The 15,310-nt window shown below is 65.9% G+C and carries 16 protein-coding genes; 8 read left to right on the forward strand and 8 right to left on the reverse strand.

The genetic code is table 11. The annotated features are described in order from the left end of the window. Positions 1–106 precede the first annotated feature (106 nt). The gene (recJ, locus tag IE122_RS13505; protein ID WP_189621704.1) at positions 107–1,897 is read right to left on the reverse strand and encodes a single-stranded-DNA-specific exonuclease RecJ; all 1,791 of its coding nucleotides are present in this window, start codon (positions 1,895–1,897) and stop codon (positions 107–109) included. 163 nt (positions 1,898–2,060) lie between these two features. Between recJ and IE122_RS13510 the strand changes: the two genes are divergently transcribed. The 3 genes from IE122_RS13510 (at position 2,061) to IE122_RS13520 (ending at position 3,959) form a co-directional block, all read left to right on the forward strand. Continuing rightward, a complete protein-coding gene (locus IE122_RS13510; protein WP_189621789.1) occupies positions 2,061–2,489 on the forward strand; it encodes an NAD(P)H-dependent oxidoreductase in 429 nt (142 codons plus the stop codon). 199 nt (positions 2,490–2,688) lie between these two features. Beyond that, the gene (locus IE122_RS13515; protein ID WP_229814162.1) at positions 2,689–3,444 is read left to right on the forward strand and encodes a hypothetical protein; all 756 of its coding nucleotides are present in this window, start codon (positions 2,689–2,691) and stop codon (positions 3,442–3,444) included. Further along, entirely contained in the window at positions 3,363–3,959 is a 597-nt protein-coding gene (locus tag IE122_RS13520) for an AHH domain-containing protein (protein WP_229814163.1), read from the forward strand. Before IE122_RS13515 ends, IE122_RS13520 begins: the two co-directional genes overlap by 82 nt. A 145-nt stretch (positions 3,960–4,104) precedes the next feature. Here the strand turns inward: IE122_RS13520 and leuA are convergent, their stop codons facing one another. Beyond that, positions 4,105–5,772 (reverse strand): 2-isopropylmalate synthase, encoded by a 1,668-nt coding sequence (gene leuA, locus IE122_RS13525; protein ID WP_189621705.1) that lies wholly within the window; start codon positions 5,770–5,772, stop codon positions 4,105–4,107. A 260-nt stretch (positions 5,773–6,032) separates the two neighbouring features. Here leuA and IE122_RS13530 point away from each other — a divergent pair, with 260 nt between their 5' ends. From IE122_RS13530 to IE122_RS13540, 3 genes are all read left to right on the forward strand, one after another. Next, entirely contained in the window at positions 6,033–6,593 is a 561-nt protein-coding gene (locus IE122_RS13530; RefSeq protein ID WP_189621706.1) for a hypothetical protein, read from the forward strand. 282 nt (positions 6,594–6,875) lie between these two features. Beyond that, positions 6,876–7,151: an IolE/MocC family protein gene (locus IE122_RS13535; protein WP_189621707.1), complete on the forward strand. Its 276-nt coding sequence runs from the start codon at positions 6,876–6,878 to the stop codon at positions 7,149–7,151. Positions 7,152–7,175: 24 nt separating this feature from the next. Further along, positions 7,176–7,715, forward strand: coding sequence for a sugar phosphate isomerase/epimerase family protein (locus tag IE122_RS13540; protein ID WP_189621708.1), 540 nt, complete (start codon positions 7,176–7,178; stop codon positions 7,713–7,715). An 18-nt stretch (positions 7,716–7,733) separates the two neighbouring features. Here the strand turns inward: IE122_RS13540 and IE122_RS13545 are convergent, their stop codons facing one another. The 6 genes from IE122_RS13545 to miaA form a co-directional block, all read right to left on the reverse strand. Continuing rightward, a complete protein-coding gene (locus IE122_RS13545) occupies positions 7,734–8,042 on the reverse strand; it encodes an I78 family peptidase inhibitor (protein ID WP_189621709.1) in 309 nt (102 codons plus the stop codon). Between the two features lie 71 nt (positions 8,043–8,113). Next, positions 8,114–8,815 (reverse strand): YceI family protein, encoded by a 702-nt coding sequence (locus IE122_RS13550; protein WP_189621710.1) that lies wholly within the window; start codon positions 8,813–8,815, stop codon positions 8,114–8,116. A 112-nt stretch (positions 8,816–8,927) separates the two neighbouring features. After that, entirely contained in the window at positions 8,928–9,947 is a 1,020-nt protein-coding gene (ilvC, locus tag IE122_RS13555) for a ketol-acid reductoisomerase (protein ID WP_189621711.1), read from the reverse strand. 141 nt (positions 9,948–10,088) lie between these two features. Then, positions 10,089–10,604, reverse strand: a complete 516-nt coding sequence (gene ilvN / locus IE122_RS13560; protein WP_189621792.1) for an acetolactate synthase small subunit — start codon at positions 10,602–10,604, stop codon at positions 10,089–10,091. A 146-nt stretch (positions 10,605–10,750) separates the two neighbouring features. Further along, the gene (gene ilvB / locus IE122_RS13565; protein ID WP_189621712.1) at positions 10,751–12,493 is read right to left on the reverse strand and encodes a biosynthetic-type acetolactate synthase large subunit; all 1,743 of its coding nucleotides are present in this window, start codon (positions 12,491–12,493) and stop codon (positions 10,751–10,753) included. A gap of 209 nt (positions 12,494–12,702) precedes the next feature. After that, entirely contained in the window at positions 12,703–13,674 is a 972-nt protein-coding gene (gene miaA / locus IE122_RS13570; protein WP_189621713.1) for a tRNA (adenosine(37)-N6)-dimethylallyltransferase MiaA, read from the reverse strand. On the opposite strand from miaA, the gene serB reads away from it, so the two are divergent. Together serB and IE122_RS13580 are read left to right on the forward strand one after the other, a co-directional pair. Beyond that, on the forward strand, positions 13,667–14,560 hold the full coding sequence (gene serB, locus IE122_RS13575; protein WP_373299139.1) for a phosphoserine phosphatase SerB: 894 nt from the start codon (positions 13,667–13,669) through the stop codon (positions 14,558–14,560). The genes miaA and serB overlap by 8 nt on opposite strands. Before the next feature lie 31 nt (positions 14,561–14,591). After that, positions 14,592–15,224 (forward strand): DUF1345 domain-containing protein, encoded by a 633-nt coding sequence (locus IE122_RS13580; RefSeq protein ID WP_189621714.1) that lies wholly within the window; start codon positions 14,592–14,594, stop codon positions 15,222–15,224. Positions 15,225–15,310: the final 86 nt, after the last annotated feature.

Consider the following 15,310-nt stretch of genomic DNA (forward strand, 5'->3'; position numbering starts at 1 on the left):
CACCGCATGGGCAGGACCGGCCCTCTAGCGGGGGGTGGCAGGGGGGTCAACCCACCAGACAGCAAAAAATTTCAACCCTGCGCGATGGCGGCGACGGGGCGGGATTTCAGTCGATGAATGCGGCGTCGTCGATGTGCAGTTCGGCCGCCGGGCGGCTGCCCCAGTCATCGATCCTGGCGCGCCCGGCCAGCCACAGCCGCCGCCCTTGCGCGCCGTGGAGCAGGGCCTGGCCCAGCTCGGTTTCCCCGGCGCGAAACGCCATCGCCTTGAACCGCGCGCCGTCCTGCCCGCCGACGATCAGGCGGACGTGATCGTTGCCGACGACATCGGCCTTGACGATCCGCACCGGGCCCACCGCCACCCGCGGGCCGGGCCAGCCCATGCCGTAAGGTCCCGCCCCTTCGAGCGTTTCCACCAGCGCCGGCACCAGCCCGCCGGGGGCCAGCGCAAGGTCCAGCGGCAGCGAACGGCCGGTGCTCGCGCGCGCGACATCACCGGCAAGCCGTTCGTCGAGCCAGCCGGCGAAGCCATCGAGCTGGTCTGCGGCGATGGTGAGCCCCGCCGCCATCGCATGCCCGCCGCCGCCGACCAGCAGCCCTGCCTCGCGCGCCGCGATGATCGCCGCGCCGAGGTCTACTCCAGCGATCGAGCGTCCCGATCCCTTGCCGTTCCCCGCTTCGTCAGCATCCAGGGCGATGACCAGTGCCGGCTTGCCGGTCTTTTCCTTGATCCGTCCGGCCACGATGCCGATCACGCCGGGGTGCCAGCCGCTGCCGGCCAGCACCATCACCGAACGGTTGTGCTGGGCGTCCACCTGCTGTTCGGCGGCTTCCTGCACCGCCTGCTCGATGGCGCGGCGCTCGTCGTTCAGGCGTGAAAGCTGGGCGGCGATCACGCGCGCTTCCTCGGCATCGCCGGTGGTCAGGAGCCGCACGCCGAGCGTTGCCTCGCCCACCCGGCCACCGGCGTTGACGCGCGGGCCCAGCGCGAAGCCGAGGTCGCTGCAGGTCGGCGCACGGCCAAGCCGGCTGGCGTCGATCAGCGCCGCCATGCCGATGTTGTCGCGCCGGGCCATGACCTTGAGCCCTTGCGCCACCAGCGCCCGGTTGAGCCCGTGCAGCGCCGCGACATCGGCCACCGTGCCCAGCGCCACCAGATCGAGCAGGGCAAACAGGTCCGGCTCGGCGCGACCGGTGAAGAACCCGCGCTGGCGCAGCACGCGCAAGGTCGCGACGGCGAGCAGGAACGCCACCCCGACCGCTGCCAGATGGCCGTGCGCCGCCGCGATGGGGCTTTCGTCCAGCCGATTGGGATTGACCAGCGCGGCGGCACGCGGAAGCTGCGCCGAGCACTTGTGATGATCGACGACGATCACGTCCACGCCCGCGCCGTGCGCCATCTCCAGCGCTTCGTGCGCCATCGCCCCGCAGTCCACGGTGACGATCAGGCTGGTCCCTTCCTGCGCGATGCGCACCAGCGCTTCACCTGAAGGGCCATACCCTTCGAGCAGGCGATCGGGGATGTAGTAGCGCGCCTCAAGGCCCAGATCGCGCAGCAGCCGGATCAGCAGGGCGGCGCTGGTCGCGCCATCGACGTCGTAATCGCCGTAGACCGTCACCGCCTCGCCGGTCAGCACCGCCTGCGCCAGACGTTCGGCGGCCTGATCCATGTCGCGAAAGGCCGAAGGATCGGGCAGGAAGGCGCGCAGCGACGGAGTGCGATGACGTTCCAGGTCTTCCCGCGCGACGCCGCGCGACAGCAGGAGCTGGGTCACGATGTCGTCGGACAGGCCGGGCCCGCCGCCTTCGGACAAGTCCATGTTGCCGCCGCGCCAGCGCCACACTTTGCCCGACAGCGAGCGTTCCACGCCCAATACGCCCAGGGATTGCGATACCATGGCGCAACGGTAGTCTCATGATCGCGCCGGGGGAAGGGCAGCCGGGCCCGGCTGTTTACAGCACCGGCGTTATTTCGGGGAGAAATGCAGCTTGCAGACGGATGCGGAGCGACGGCCAAGGCTGGCGGTGGTGTGGCACAGCCGCACCGGCGCGGCGCGGGCTATGGCCGAGGCGGCGACGGAGGGTGCAGGGGCGCAGGCGCTGCTGGTGCCGGCGGCCGATGTCGCTGCATCGCTGCTGCTGTCCTGCGGTGGGTATCTGTTCGTCTGCCCGGAGAATCTCGGCACGATGTCGGGCATGATGAAGGAGATGTTCGACCGCTGCTATTACCCGCTGCTCGGCGCGGTGGAGGGGCGGCCCTATGCGACGATGATCGCCGCCGGTTCGGACGGGCGCGGGGCGACGGCGCAGATCGACCGGATCGTTACCGGCTGGCGGCTGCGGAGGATCGCCGATCCGCTGATCGCCAACCAGGGCGCGCAGACGCCGGAAGAGATACTGGCTCCCAAAATGCTGGCTGCCGACCAGCACGCGGCGTGCCGCGACCTTGGGGCGGCTTTCGCCCAAGGTCTCGAAATGGGAATTTTCTGACCGGGCGGCCGATTGCAATATTGCAAGGGGCTCGACGCGGACAATGGATTGATGCCTAATATGACGGAACAGGAGTTCCTTCCATTATCGTCTCCTGGGTCAAGCCCGGGATGACGATAATAGTGCGGCGAACTGCGGTTTCAGATGACCTTATTCAGGCCATCGGGCGGCGGCCCGTGGCAGTGGGACATGGCAAGCTTTGGGCACGGAACAGCACAGCGATATACCCGAAGCCGGCCTGTCGCTGCTGTTCGCGGCGGGCGAACGGCCCGATGCCGCGCAGATGGCGGGGGTGCTGGCGCAGGCCGGCGATGCGGGGATGGGGGCTGCAATCACGCACGTGAGCCCGCCGTCGGAAGGCTGGGCCGAGATTTTGGTCAGCGGGCTGGCCTTCGATCTTTCGGGCTTGCAGCCCGCCCCGGCGGCCCCGGCGCGGCCGTTCGATCATGCCTACGGGTTCGCTGCGGATGTTCCGGACGGCCTGCGCGAGGCCGTGTTGCTAGTGCCGTCGGGCCATATCAGCGCCGGGGCGGCGCTGGCCCCGGTTGTGCGTGCGATGGTCGGGCTGGCGGCGAACCTGGTCCTGAACCTGCCGGTGGTCGCGGTGCAATGGCACCCCGCGCGCACTGTGATCGAGCCGCGTACATTCGTGCGGATCATCATGAACTGGCTGTCCGGCGGCGCCTTTCCTGCCCTCGGCCTGACCGCGCTGACCCGGGCGGAGGACGGCAGCGTGGCCAGCAGCGGGCTCGCCTATTTCACCGGTCAGGAAGTGCGGATCGAAGGCCGATCGGATGAGGCCCCTGCGGACGCGATCAAGCAGGCGATCCGCGTCGTCGATTTCCTCGCTCGCATCGGCCCGCTCGATCGGCCGTGCCCTGTCGAAGGTATGCCGGGGCTGATCGCGGAGCCTTCGCAATACGGCAAGCTGGTCTGGGTCTGGCGCAAGGCATAGGGGCAGGCGGGGCCGGGGCAGGGGCGCGCACGTTCCTGCCGTTCCGCGCGGTCAACCGCGAGGGGCTGCCCGGTTATGATCCGGGCCTGCAGCGCCACCACCTCCTGCCGCGCCAGTTGCTGTTCCGCCCGGAGTTCGCCCGGATGCTGGCAATAGCCGATGTGCGGTTCGACGATTTCCGCCACAATGGCCTGCTGCTCCCTTGCGCCGAGCAGGCAGCGATCCGGCTGGCACTGCCGCTGCATCGCGGGCCGCACCCGCGCTACACAGAACTGGTGGTCGAGCGGGTGGCGCAGATCGAGCGCGGCTGGACCACCGGGCGGGGCAGGGATCCGGCCACCGCCATCCGCCAGGTCCGCATGCGGCTGACCCTGCTGCAACGTGGGCTTCGGCGCTATCTGCTGGAAGGCTCGCGCCGAAAGCTACGGCTCAACCGCTTTGATCCGGGCGGCCATCGCAGCGATTTCGGCGATCTCGACGCGATGGCCGACGCCTTATGGGGCGCAACCGCCTGACCCGCTCCCCTCCCCGGCGGCGAGGGGCTGGGGGAGGGGGAGCGATGCCGCAAGGCAGCGCGTAAAGGTCGACGGCGGTACACCCCCTCCCAACCTCCCCCCTCAAGGGTGGAGGAGCAAGTGGCGCAATCAACCGGCGCGGCGCTCAGACCGCGTTGGCGGCGCTCAGCACGGCGCGCACGCTGGCGGTGGCGACATCTTCGTCAATGCCCACGCCCCAGACCGTGCGGCCATCGGGCAGCACGCATTCGACATAGGCCGCCGCCCGCGCGTCGGAGCTTTTGCCCATCGAATGTTCGGCATAGTCGCGCACTTCGAGCGAGACCCCGAAGCTTTCGTTAAGGGTGGCGACGACGGACGAGATCAGGCCGTTGCCCTTGCCCGAAACGCTCTGTTCCTGGCCGTTGACGCCGATCTTGCCGGCGAACAGCCGGGTGCCGTCCGGCGTGCGGCCTTCTTCCCAGTCGATCAACTGGAAGCGCTGCGGTTCGTCGAGGCGATAGGCCCGGCGGAACACGTCCCAGATATCGGCCGCCTGCAGTTCGCGGCCCAGCTCGTCGGCCAGCTCCTGCACATGACGCGAAAAGTGCGCCTGCATCCGCTTGGGCAGCTTGAGGCCCTGGTCCTGCTCGATCACCCAGGCGAACCCGCCCTTGCCCGATTGCGAGTTGACGCGGATCACCGCTTCGTAGCTGCGGCCCAGATCGGCGGGATCGATCGGCAGGTAGGGGATCGACCAAAGCTGGTCGTTGCGCCGCTCCTGCGCCGCAAAGCCCTTCTTGATGGCATCCTGATGCGAGCCCGAAAACGCGGTGAACACCAGCTCGCCGCCATAGGGGTGCCGCTCGGCTACCTTCAACTGGTTGCAGTATTCCACCGTCTGGATCACTTCGTCGATGTCCGAGAAGTCCAGTTCCGGGTCGATGCCCTGGGTGTACATGTTGAGCGCGACCGTCACCAGGCAGCAGTTGCCGGTCCGCTCGCCGTTGCCGAACAGGCAGCCTTCGACGCGATCCGCCCCGGCCATCAGCCCCAGTTCCGCCGCCGCCACGCCGGTGCCCCGGTCGTTGTGGGTGTGCAGCGAGATCACCGCCTTGTCGCGGCCGGGCAGGTTGCGGCAGAAATACTCGATCTGGTCGGCATAGATGTTGGGCGTCGCCGCCTCGACCGTGGCGGGCAGGTTGAGGATGATCGGGTGATCGACGGTCGGCTGGAGGATATCCATCACCGCCGCGCAGCATTCGATCGAGAAATCGACCTCCGCGGTAGAGAACGTCTCGGGCGAATATTCCACATGCCACTGGGTCTGCGGATACTTGGCGATCTGGTCGCGGATGATCTTCGCGCCGTTTTCGGCGATGGCGCGGATGTCCTTCTGGTCCATCCCGAACACCACCTCGCGCCACAGCGGCGAGACGGCGTTGTAGACGTGGACGATCGCCTGCTTGGCCCCCGCCATCGCTTCAAAGGTCCGTTCGATCAGGTCCTGGCGCGACTGGGTGAGGCCCTGGATCAGCACGTCATCGGGCACCCGGCCGCTATCGACGAGATTGCGGATGAAATCGAACTCGGTCGCGCCCGCGCTCGGGAAGCCGACCTCGATCTCCTTGAGGCCGACCTTCACCAGCAAATCGAAGAACCGCGTCTTCTTCTCAGCGCCCATCGGGTCGATCAGCGCCTGGTTGCCGTCGCGCAGGTCGGTTGACAGCCAGCGCGGAGCCTTGGTGATGATACGGGAAGGCCACTGGCGGTCCGGCAGGTTGATCTGAGGAAACGCGCGATACTTGACCGAAGGGTCTTTCAGCATGGTCATGTTATGAAACTCGCTCGGAAAACTGGTCTTGCTGCGGTGCGTGCTATCGGTCCCCTGGGCGCCGAGCGCGCCGCACGAGGCGACACGTCATCTCACGCCCAAGGGCGGGTAAGTCGCAGGTCAAGGCCGAGCCGGATGGTCATGGATCGAGCCTATGGGGATTGCGCCTGCCAAAGTAAAGCGGAGAAATCGGTTCGCCGCCCCCCGACGGACCCGCGATCGCACTTGCCCGCTGCGACGAACCGTGAGAGCAATCGTGCATGTTGCGCCCGTTCTTCGCACTCCCCGTTCTCGCCGCAGCCCTGCTGGCATTGCCCTTGGCGGCGCAGGAAGATCGCCACCCGGTCAGCGCCGACAGCGCCTGGTCGATCACCGGCGCGGACTGCAGCATCGATTCCGGCTGGGACGACGGGACGCAGGTGCTGATTACCCTGCATGACGACCATCACGATCTCGGTGTTTACAATAAGGCGTTCCGCGGCGTCATCGATGACAAGGTGATCCCGGTGCAGTTTTCCGCCGGAGAGCACCCGGTCAATGCGCGGCCCTATCAGGCGCTGGGCCATCGCAATGCCGACAGCACTTCGTATGTGTCGGACGTCGATGATGCCTTGCTGGATGCGGTGGCGGTGGCGGGATCGTTCCAGTTCTATCGCGGCAAGCAGCTCCTCGTCGATCTCGACATGGCGGGCTTTGCGGATGCGCTGGCGGCGATGCGCGCTTGCGAAGCGGCCAACCGGCCGCACGGCGATGGCATCGGATCGCCGTCCGGCGGGGCCGACGATGCATCAGGCGGTTCCTACGTGGCGGACGTGGCCTGAGCGGTCGCGAAGGTCCTACATCCAGCTACGAGAGAGAGCGGGGCTATCCAGGCCAGCGCCAGGCGCGTGAAATCCGAACCAACTTGTGGTGCTGATTGAGCGCACTGTGCCCCATCTATCTAGTGTCCTGACCCTAGGCCCGGTGCAGATACCGAGGGCCAAATTCACCTGAGGACGCAATTATCGCGCGGTAGTTTTGCTTGATCGTACAGTCCCTGACAGACAAAAGGTTGATAAGGGCCCACAGATGCGGCCTCGGATACGGTCGGATTGGGAGTGGATATGTCGCAGCGAAACTCCGACCGGATCGGAATAGACTATCTGTCGATGGTCGGTGCTCCGCTGCCTGAATTCATTCGCACGGCTGCGGCGGCCGGGGCGCGCAATGTTTCGTTATTCAACACTTTGCCGACGAACTTCAATCCTTGGAACGCGGCGTTACGTTCGGTTTGCGAGGACGCTGCGGTACGCCGAGAGACGATAGCTGCCGCCAGGGATGCAGGCGTTTCCATCGCGCTCGTTGAAGGGTTCGCGATCGTTCCCGAGAGTTCGGTGTAACGGCATCGACATGGGTTCGAGGTTTTGGCCGAACTCGGCGTCGCCCGCGTAAGCACCGTATCGTTTGATCCGTCCTGGAAACGAACGGTCGATGAAATGGCGGCGCTTGCGGTGATGGGTGCCGAATATGACGTGACTGTTCTTATCGAGCCCTGCGTTCTTTTTCCGTTCGGCACACTGGACGAGGTGCTGCGACTGATCGATATCGTCGCGATGCCCAGCCTGAAGTTGCTGATTGACGCACTGCATATCGTGCGCAACGGCGGCTTCGCAAAGCTGGACCAGGTTGATCCGGCCCTGATCGGCTATCTGCAGCTCTGCGACGGACCGCTTCATTCGGCTGGGCCGGAAGCCTATATGAATGAGGCAGCGCATCAGCGACTTGTTTCGGGCAAAGGCGAACTGCCGCTGGTGGATATCGTGCGGCGGGTAAGCCCGGAAACAATCGTAAGTGGCGAAGTGCCGATGGCCGCAGAGCGCGCCACAGGCGCAAGCGATCTCGATCGATTGAAAGCGATTACCCAAGGTATAAGCAGAACGCTCGAGCTGGCTTTTCCGGGTTAGAGCACTTCCGAAAGTGCTCTAACCGCAGCGCACGCTCTTGATGACCCCCTTGTCGTCCAGCTCGATGTTGAGCCGGTCGAACCGGTAATCCATCGTCATCACCGATCCCGGCTTCAGCACCCGCAGTGGCTTGTCGCCGCGCCATGCCTGGATGGCCGCAATGGCGGCGTCGGTTCCGGGCGTACCGATATAGCTTCCCAGCGCGCCGGCACCGCAATCGGGCTGCTCCTGCGCGGGCGGCGGGGTGGCGGCGGGCGGAGTGGCGGAGCTACAGGCCGCAAGCCCCAGCACGGCGAAGGCGGTGAACGATCGAGTGGTCAGCGACATCCGGCATTGTCCTTGTGCGGTTCGTCTGCCCTTTATGGCCGATCCGGTCTGAACCGCGCGTGATAATCGCGTCAGGGTTTGGGCGCATCCTTGATGAAGGCGGCGACGATATCGAGCTTCACTGCATCGCTGACCATCGGTACGCCATAGCCCAGGCCGAATTCGCTGCGCCGGATTTCGGTGTGCGCGGTGAACCCGATCGACAGCGCGTTGTTCATCTGCGGCGGCATCTTGGCCGCGCCATGGAACTCCACCGGCATCGACACGTCCTTGGTCACGCCGTTCAGCGTGAGCTTGCCGTTCAGCGTCGCGGTCTCGGCTCCCGTGCTGGTGATGCCGGTGGATACGAAGCGGGCGTCGGCCGCAGCGGGGCCGAAGAAATCGGGCTTGCCGCCGGCCTCTTTGGGCGCGGCCAGCAGATGTTCGCGCAAGCCGGCGTTCGCCACGGTCAGCTTGGAGACCGGGATGGTCATGTCGACCTTGGCATCCTGCGGCTTGGCGGGATCGAGCACCAGCGTCCCGTCCACATCGCCGAAAAGCCCGGTGTACGGCGTGACGCCGAAGTGATCGACCGTGAAGGTGACAAACGAATGCGCCGGATCAGCCTTGTACTGCCCGGCTTCGACCAGCGCAGCGGTCGATTGCGTAGTGGTGGCGGAGGCCTTGGCCTCGGCGTCCATGGCGGGGACCGGAGTGGATACCGCCAGCGCGGCACCGAATGCCGAGATAACGGCAACCGCGCTCAGCGGTCCGACGAACTGACTGAATTTCATGGGGCGGGGCCCTCCCGGTGAAAGCGCTCCATGGATGGACGCTGCGGCCGGGATATTGTTCCCGGGCGGCGAAGGCAAGCAATGCCTGCGCCGCCCGGCAACCGTTCGTCGCTTAGTTCTTCGACTTGTCGACCAGCGCGTTGGCACCGATCCAGGGCATCATGGCGCGCAGCTTGGCACCGGTTTCCTCGATCTGGTGGCGCTTGGCGAGGCCGCGGGCCGCCTTCAGCTCGGGCTGGCCGGCGCGGTTGTCCGAAACGAAGGCCTTGACGAAGCGGCCAGACTGGATGTCGGCCAGGACGCGCTTCATTTCCTTCTTGGTCTCTTCGGTGATGATGCGCGGGCCGATCGTGATGTCGCCGTATTCGGCGGTGTTCGAGATCGAATAGCGCATGTTGGCGATACCGCCTTCATACATCAGGTCGACGATCAGCTTCAGCTCGTGCAGGCACTCGAAATAGGCCATTTCCGGTGCATAGCCGGCTTCCACCAGCGTTTCGAAGCCGGCCTGGACCAGCGCGGTCGCGCCGCCGCACAGCACGGCCTGCTCGCCGAACAGGTCGGTTTCGCATTCCTCGCGGAAGTTGGTCTCGATGATGCCCGAACGGCCGCCGCCAACGCCCGAAGCATAAGCCAGCGCGATGTCATGGGCATTGCCGGTCACGTCCTGCGCGATGGCGACGAGGCAGGGCACGCCGCCGCCACGCTGGTATTCGCTGCGCACGGTGTGGCCTGGGCCCTTGGGCGCGATCATGATGACGTCGATGTCGGCGCGCGCTTCGATCAGGCCGAAGTGGATGTTGAGGCCGTGCGCGAAGGCCAGCGCCGCGCCGGGCTTCATGTTGTCAGCCAGATCGGCATAATAGATCGCCGCCTGATGCTCGTCGGGCGCGAGGATCATGATGATGTCGGCCCAGGCGGCGGCGTCCTTGTTGGACAGCACCTTGAAGCCGGCGGCTTCCGCCTTCTTGGCGGTGGCCGAACCTTCGCGCAGGGCGATGGCGACGTCCTTGACGCCGCTGTCGCGCAGGTTCTGGGCATGGGCGTGGCCCTGCGAGCCATAGCCGAGCACGGCAATCTTCTTGCCGGTGATCAGGTTGATATCGCAATCGGCGTCGTAATAGACTTTCATTTCGCTCTTCCTTGCCATGTTCGTCATGCTGAACTTGTTTCAGCATCCATTCGGCCAGCAGCGCTGCGCTATGGGGAGAAATGGACCCTGAAACAAGTTCAGGGTGACGGGTTGGTGTGTTTCAGTTTGGGTTTCGAAATCTCAGGCCTCTTCGGCCCCGCGGATCATGCCGACCACGCCGGTGCGGCCCACTTCGACCAGCCCCAGCTCGCGCATCAGGCCGACGAAGGTGTCGATCTTGTCGGGCGCGCCGGTCAGTTCGAAGATGAAGCTGGATGTCGTGGTGTCGACCACCTTGGCGCGGAACACGTCGGCGATGCGCAACATCTCGACGCGCTTCTCGCCGGTCCCGGCCACTTTTATCAGCGCCAGTTCGCGCTGCACGAACGGGCCCACTTCGGTGAGGTCCACCACCTTGTGCACCGGCACCAGCCGTTCGAGCTGGGCGTGGATCTGGTCGATCTGCGCCGGCGGGCCGTGCGTGACGATGGTGATCCGGCTCACCGCGTTGTTCTCGGTGATGTCGGCCACGGTCAGGCTGTCGATGTTATAGCCGCGCGCGGTGAACAGGCCGGCGATCTTGGCCAGAATGCCCGCCTCGTTATCGACCATCACGGTCAGGACGTGGCGCTCTTCGGCCTCTTGCTTGATCTTCATCTCGTTCCTCGATCGGGAATTGCTTTGCGCGCTCGTGGCTTCGGGGCACGCGTCGACATCGGACAGCGCCGCCAGTTCACGGGCGGCAGCCGCTTCGTTGTCAGGCGCAAGCTCGGGCCTGACAGGTGCGATGACATCGGCGTATGTCACACCAGCGCCTTGGCTTCGTCGTCCATCGTGCCGGCAACCACGTCGCCCTGCAGGATCATGTCGGTATGCGCCGCGCCCGAGGGGATCATCGGGAAGCAGTTGGTCAGCTTGGACACGAGGCAATCGACGATGACCGGGCCGGGATGGTCCATCATCGCGCGAATGCCGTCATCAAGCTGGCTCTCGTTCTCGATGCGAATGCCCTTCCAGCCATAGGCTTCGGCCAGCCGCACGAAATCGGGCAGGCTGTCGGAATAGCTTTCCGAATAGCGGCTTTCATACGTCAGCTCCTGCCACTGGCGCACCATCCCCATCCACTCGTTGTTGAGGATGAAGATCTTGACCGGCAGGCGATACTGCGTGGCGGTGCCCAGCTCCTGGATGTTCATCTGGATCGAGGCGTCGCCCGCCACGTCGATGACGAGGCTGTCGGGGTTGCCCAGTTGCGCGCCGATCGCGGCGGGCAGGCCATAACCCATCGTCCCCAGGCCGCCCGAGGTCAGCCACTTGTTCGGCCCGAAGAAGTGGAAGTACTGCGCCGCCCACATCTGGTGCTGGCCCACTTCGGTGGCGATGATCGGGTCTTTCTCCCGCGTCAGCGCGAACAGCCGCTCCACCGCAAGCTGCGGCATGATCGCCTTGGGATCGGACGGGTAGGCCAGGCTCTTGCGCGCGCGCCATTCCCCGATCCGCGCTTTCCATGCCGACAGGTCCTGCGGCTTGCGATTGCCCCAGGCCGCGATGATCTGGTCCAGCACTTGCGCACAGTCGCCGACGATCGGCAGATCGACCGGGACCGTCTTGTTGATCGACGAGCGATCGATATCGATGTGGATCTTGGTCGAATGCGGGGCGAAGGCGTCGAGCCGGCCGGTCACACGATCATCGAAGCGGGCACCGACGCAGATGATCAGGTCCGCCTGGTTCATCGCCATGTTCGATTCGTAAGTGCCGTGCATGCCCAGCATGCCCAGCCAGTCGGCATGGTCGGCCGGGAACGCGCCCAGACCCATCAGCGTCGAGGTGAGCGGGGCACCGGTCAGCGCCTGCAGTTCGCGCAGCAGTTCCGACGCACGCGGGCCGGAATTGATGACGCCGCCGCCGCTGTAGATGATCGGGGCCTTGGCGTTCGCGATCAGGTCTACCGCCTGGGCGATCTCGTCCTTGCTGCCGGCGGTGCGCGGCGCATAGCGCTGCGGCCGCTGGACAGGCGCATCGGTCCACGGCGCGGTGGCGACCTGGACGTCCTTGGGGATATCGATCAGCACCGGGCCGGGGCGGCCGGTGGTGGCGATCTGGAATGCCTCGTCGACGGTCGCGGCAAGCTGGGCCGGGTCCTTGACCAGGTAATTGTGCTTGGTGCAGTGGCGCGAGATGCCGATGGTATCGGCTTCCTGGAATGCGTCCGAACCGATCAGTGCGGTCGAAACCTGGCCGGTGATGACCACCAGCGGGATCGAATCCATATAGGCATCGGCGATGCCGGTGATGGCATTGGTCGCGCCGGGGCCCGAGGTGACGAGGACGACACCGGGCTTGCCGGTGGAACGCGCGTAGCCTTCGGCGGCGTGCACTGCGCCGGCTTCATGGCGCACGAGGATGTGGCGGATGTCGCTGTCGCCGAAGATGGCGTCATAAATCGGGAGAACCGCGCCGCCGGGGTAGCCGAATACGAATTCGACGCCCTGCTGCCGCAGAGTTTCAACCAGAATGCTCGCGCCACTGCGCTCTTCCGTCACAACACGTATCCTTCACAAACTCCGGCGCGTCTCCGGCGGGAAACGCTCCTGGTACATGCGCATGATTGGCCGGTTGGGGCATGTCACCCGGAGTCGGCCGCGCTCTCTAATGAAACCGACCCGGCACGACAATGGCCGGCCGGGTCAGCCCTCTCCTCCCTGCATACTTCCATCAGCGGGGTTGGCGCGTCTCTAGTTGACGGGAAATGTTACGTCAACCCAAATGAACGAAATAAAATTACTCGCAGAGAATGTGTGTCGAAATTATCATATTCAAGGCACGGCCAATCGGCGGGCGGCTGATGGCGCAGCCAGGTGAACTGGCGCTTGGCATATTGGCGGGTGGATTGCGCCGCAGCGGCGGCTGCCGCCTCCAGCGACGAATCGCCTGCGATGTGGCGGGCCAGTTCCGGCACGCCGATCGCGCGCATGACGGGCAGGGCAGGGTCCAGATCGCGCGCCAGCAACGCCCGCACCTCGTCCAGCGCGCCGCGCGCCATCATCGTCGAGAAACGCAGGTCGCATCGGGCATACAGGGCTTGGCGTTCGGGCAGCAGGATCGCCGGAAACAGCGTGACCGCCGCGCCGATGCCGCCTTGCGTCTGCGCCTGCCAGCGCGCCAGCGGCTGCCCGGTCGATCGCACCACTTCGAGCGCGCGGGCGATCCGCGCGCTGTCGGCGGAGGAGAGGCGGGCCGCCCGATCCGGATCCTCGACGGCAAGAGCGGCGTAGGCTTCAGTGACGGGCAGGGCGCGCACCACCTCGCGGACGGCCGGATCGATGGCGGGCACCGGGGCGATGCCGTCCAGCAGGGTGCGGATATAGAGCCCGGTCCCGCCGACCAGGATCGGGACGCTACCGGCAGCGTGGACAGCGGCGATCTCTTCGCGCGCGGCGCGGGCCCAGTCGGCGGCGGAACACGCCTGTGCCCCGTCCCACGCGCCAAACAGCCGGTGATCGATGCCGCCCATCTCTTCGGCAGAGGGGCGCGCGCTCAGCACCCGCAAGTCGGCATACACCTGCGAACTGTCGGCGTTGACGATCACTGCCCGCCGCCCCCGGCACTCCAGTTCCTGCGCCAGCGCGACGGCACAATCGCTCTTGCCGCTCGCCGTCGGCCCTGCGATGAGCGCCAGCGGCGGACGCTTGCCGCAGTCATCGAGGATGGAATTGGTGCTCATTGCCCGGCTGATAGCAGAACCGGATCATCTCTCCGCAAGAATCGACGCCGCCCGCGCGGACATGGAAAGCGCCGGCATCAGCCTGGCGAGCGCGGCGATGCTCGATTTCCGGGGCGACACCATGCAGATCGCTTCGCCAGACAATGACGCGGCCGCTTTCCGCGCGGCGATCGATGCCCATTTCGACGGCACGGACGGCCTTGTCACCGATCACGAACCGGTCATCCCCCACGTGTTTATCTCGGATATGGATTCGACCATGATCGGGCAGGAATGCATCGATGAACTCGCCGATTTCGCCGGGCTGAAAGCGAAGATTGCCGATATCACCGAACGCGCGATGCAGGGCGAGCTCGATTTCGTCGCCGCGCTGCGCGAACGGGTCGGGCTGCTGGCGGGGCTGTCCGTTTCGGCTATCGATCAGTGTCTTGCCGAACGCATCCGCCCCATGCCGGGAGCCCGGGTGCTGGTTGAAACGCTGAAGCGGCTTGGCTGCCGCACCGTTCTGGTCACTGGCGGTTTCCACCACTTCGCCGATCCGGTGGGGGCGATGCTGGGGTTCGATGCCGTCGTGGGCAACCGTCTGGAGGTCGCCGACGGCAAGCTGACCGGCGGCCTCGTCGGCGGGATCGTCGACAGTGCGGTCAAGAAGGCGACGCTGCTGGCAGAGGTCGCGGCGGCGGGCGGCGATGCCGGGCTGAATGTGGTCAGCCTCGCCACCGGCGATGGGGCCAACGATATCCCGATGCTGGAAGCGGCCAGCTACGGCGTGGCCTATCACGCCAAGCCCAAGGCCCGGCAGGCCGCCAATGGCTGGATCGACACCGGAGACCTGACCAGCGTGCTCAAGCTGCTGGGCATTCCCGAACGCGACTGGGCAGTGTAGGCCGAACCGACTGGAACGGGACGGGGACGCGATGACGAGCAAGATCAAGCACCCGCGCTACATACTGTTCCTCGCCGTGTTCGCAATCAGCGGCCCGGCGTTCGCGGCCCTGATCCCTTGGGGCGAGGCGCTGGTGGCCGGGTTCGATCTGGCGGTGCTGGTGTTCATCCTGTCCTGCGTCCCGCTGTGGCGGCGTTCCGGCCCCGACGCGATCCGCCGGCAGGCCGAGCGCGACGATGCCGGCCAGGTCATGCTGCTGCTGCTGAGCGGCGTCATCAGCGTGGTGGCGCTGGCGGCACTGACCCAGCTCATCCTCGAAAAGCAGGTGCTGGGGGCGGGGGAGATTGCGCTGCTGGTCTGCACGCTGCTGGCAAGCTGGACGTTCACGAACCTGGTGCTGACGTTCCACTATGCCCGGCTCTACTACACCGCGCATGACGGTGGCGATTGCCAGGGGCTGGACTTTCCGGGCGACGACGAGCCCGATTTCTCCGATTTCGTGAACTTCGCCTTCGTCATCGGCATGACCTGCCAGACCGCCGACATCGAGATAACCGGCCGCCACATGCGCCGCGTGGCAACCTTCCACGGCCTGTTCGCCTTTGCCTTCAACCTCGGGATTTTGGCGCTGACCGTGAATGTGCTGGCTTCAGGGGCGGGGTAGGGGCGGCCGTGGCAGGCCCACCCCGCTGCGACTAAGGTTCGCCCAAGGCTCACCAAGTCTCGCTCCCCTCCCGCCTGCGGGAGGGG

This window comes from Novosphingobium colocasiae, assembly GCF_014652555.1.
GTDB lineage: Bacteria > Pseudomonadota > Alphaproteobacteria > Sphingomonadales > Sphingomonadaceae > Novosphingobium > Novosphingobium colocasiae.

Excerpts from the sequence above, each read along its gene's own strand:
- IE122_RS13545 (WP_189621709.1), bottom strand. The coding sequence starts at position 8,042 with ATGTCGCTGACCACTCGATCGTTCACCGCCTTCGCCGTGCTGGGGCTT.
- ilvC (WP_189621711.1), bottom strand. The coding sequence starts at position 9,947 with ATGAAAGTCTATTACGACGCCGATTGCGATATCAACCTGATCACCGGC.
- IE122_RS13530 (WP_189621706.1), top strand. The coding sequence starts at position 6,033 with ATGTTGCGCCCGTTCTTCGCACTCCCCGTTCTCGCCGCAGCCCTGCTG.
- IE122_RS13580 (WP_189621714.1), top strand. The coding sequence starts at position 14,592 with ATGACGAGCAAGATCAAGCACCCGCGCTACATACTGTTCCTCGCCGTG.
- miaA (WP_189621713.1), bottom strand. The coding sequence starts at position 13,674 with ATGAGCACCAATTCCATCCTCGATGACTGCGGCAAGCGTCCGCCGCTG.
- IE122_RS13550 (WP_189621710.1), bottom strand. The coding sequence starts at position 8,815 with ATGAAATTCAGTCAGTTCGTCGGACCGCTGAGCGCGGTTGCCGTTATC.
- IE122_RS13510 (WP_189621789.1), top strand. The coding sequence starts at position 2,061 with ATGGCCGAGGCGGCGACGGAGGGTGCAGGGGCGCAGGCGCTGCTGGTG.
- IE122_RS13535 (WP_189621707.1), top strand. The coding sequence starts at position 6,876 with ATGTCGCAGCGAAACTCCGACCGGATCGGAATAGACTATCTGTCGATG.
- ilvN (WP_189621792.1), bottom strand. The coding sequence starts at position 10,604 with ATGAAGATCAAGCAAGAGGCCGAAGAGCGCCACGTCCTGACCGTGATG.
- recJ (WP_189621704.1), bottom strand. The coding sequence starts at position 1,897 with ATGGTATCGCAATCCCTGGGCGTATTGGGCGTGGAACGCTCGCTGTCG.
- leuA (WP_189621705.1), bottom strand. The coding sequence starts at position 5,772 with ATGACCATGCTGAAAGACCCTTCGGTCAAGTATCGCGCGTTTCCTCAG.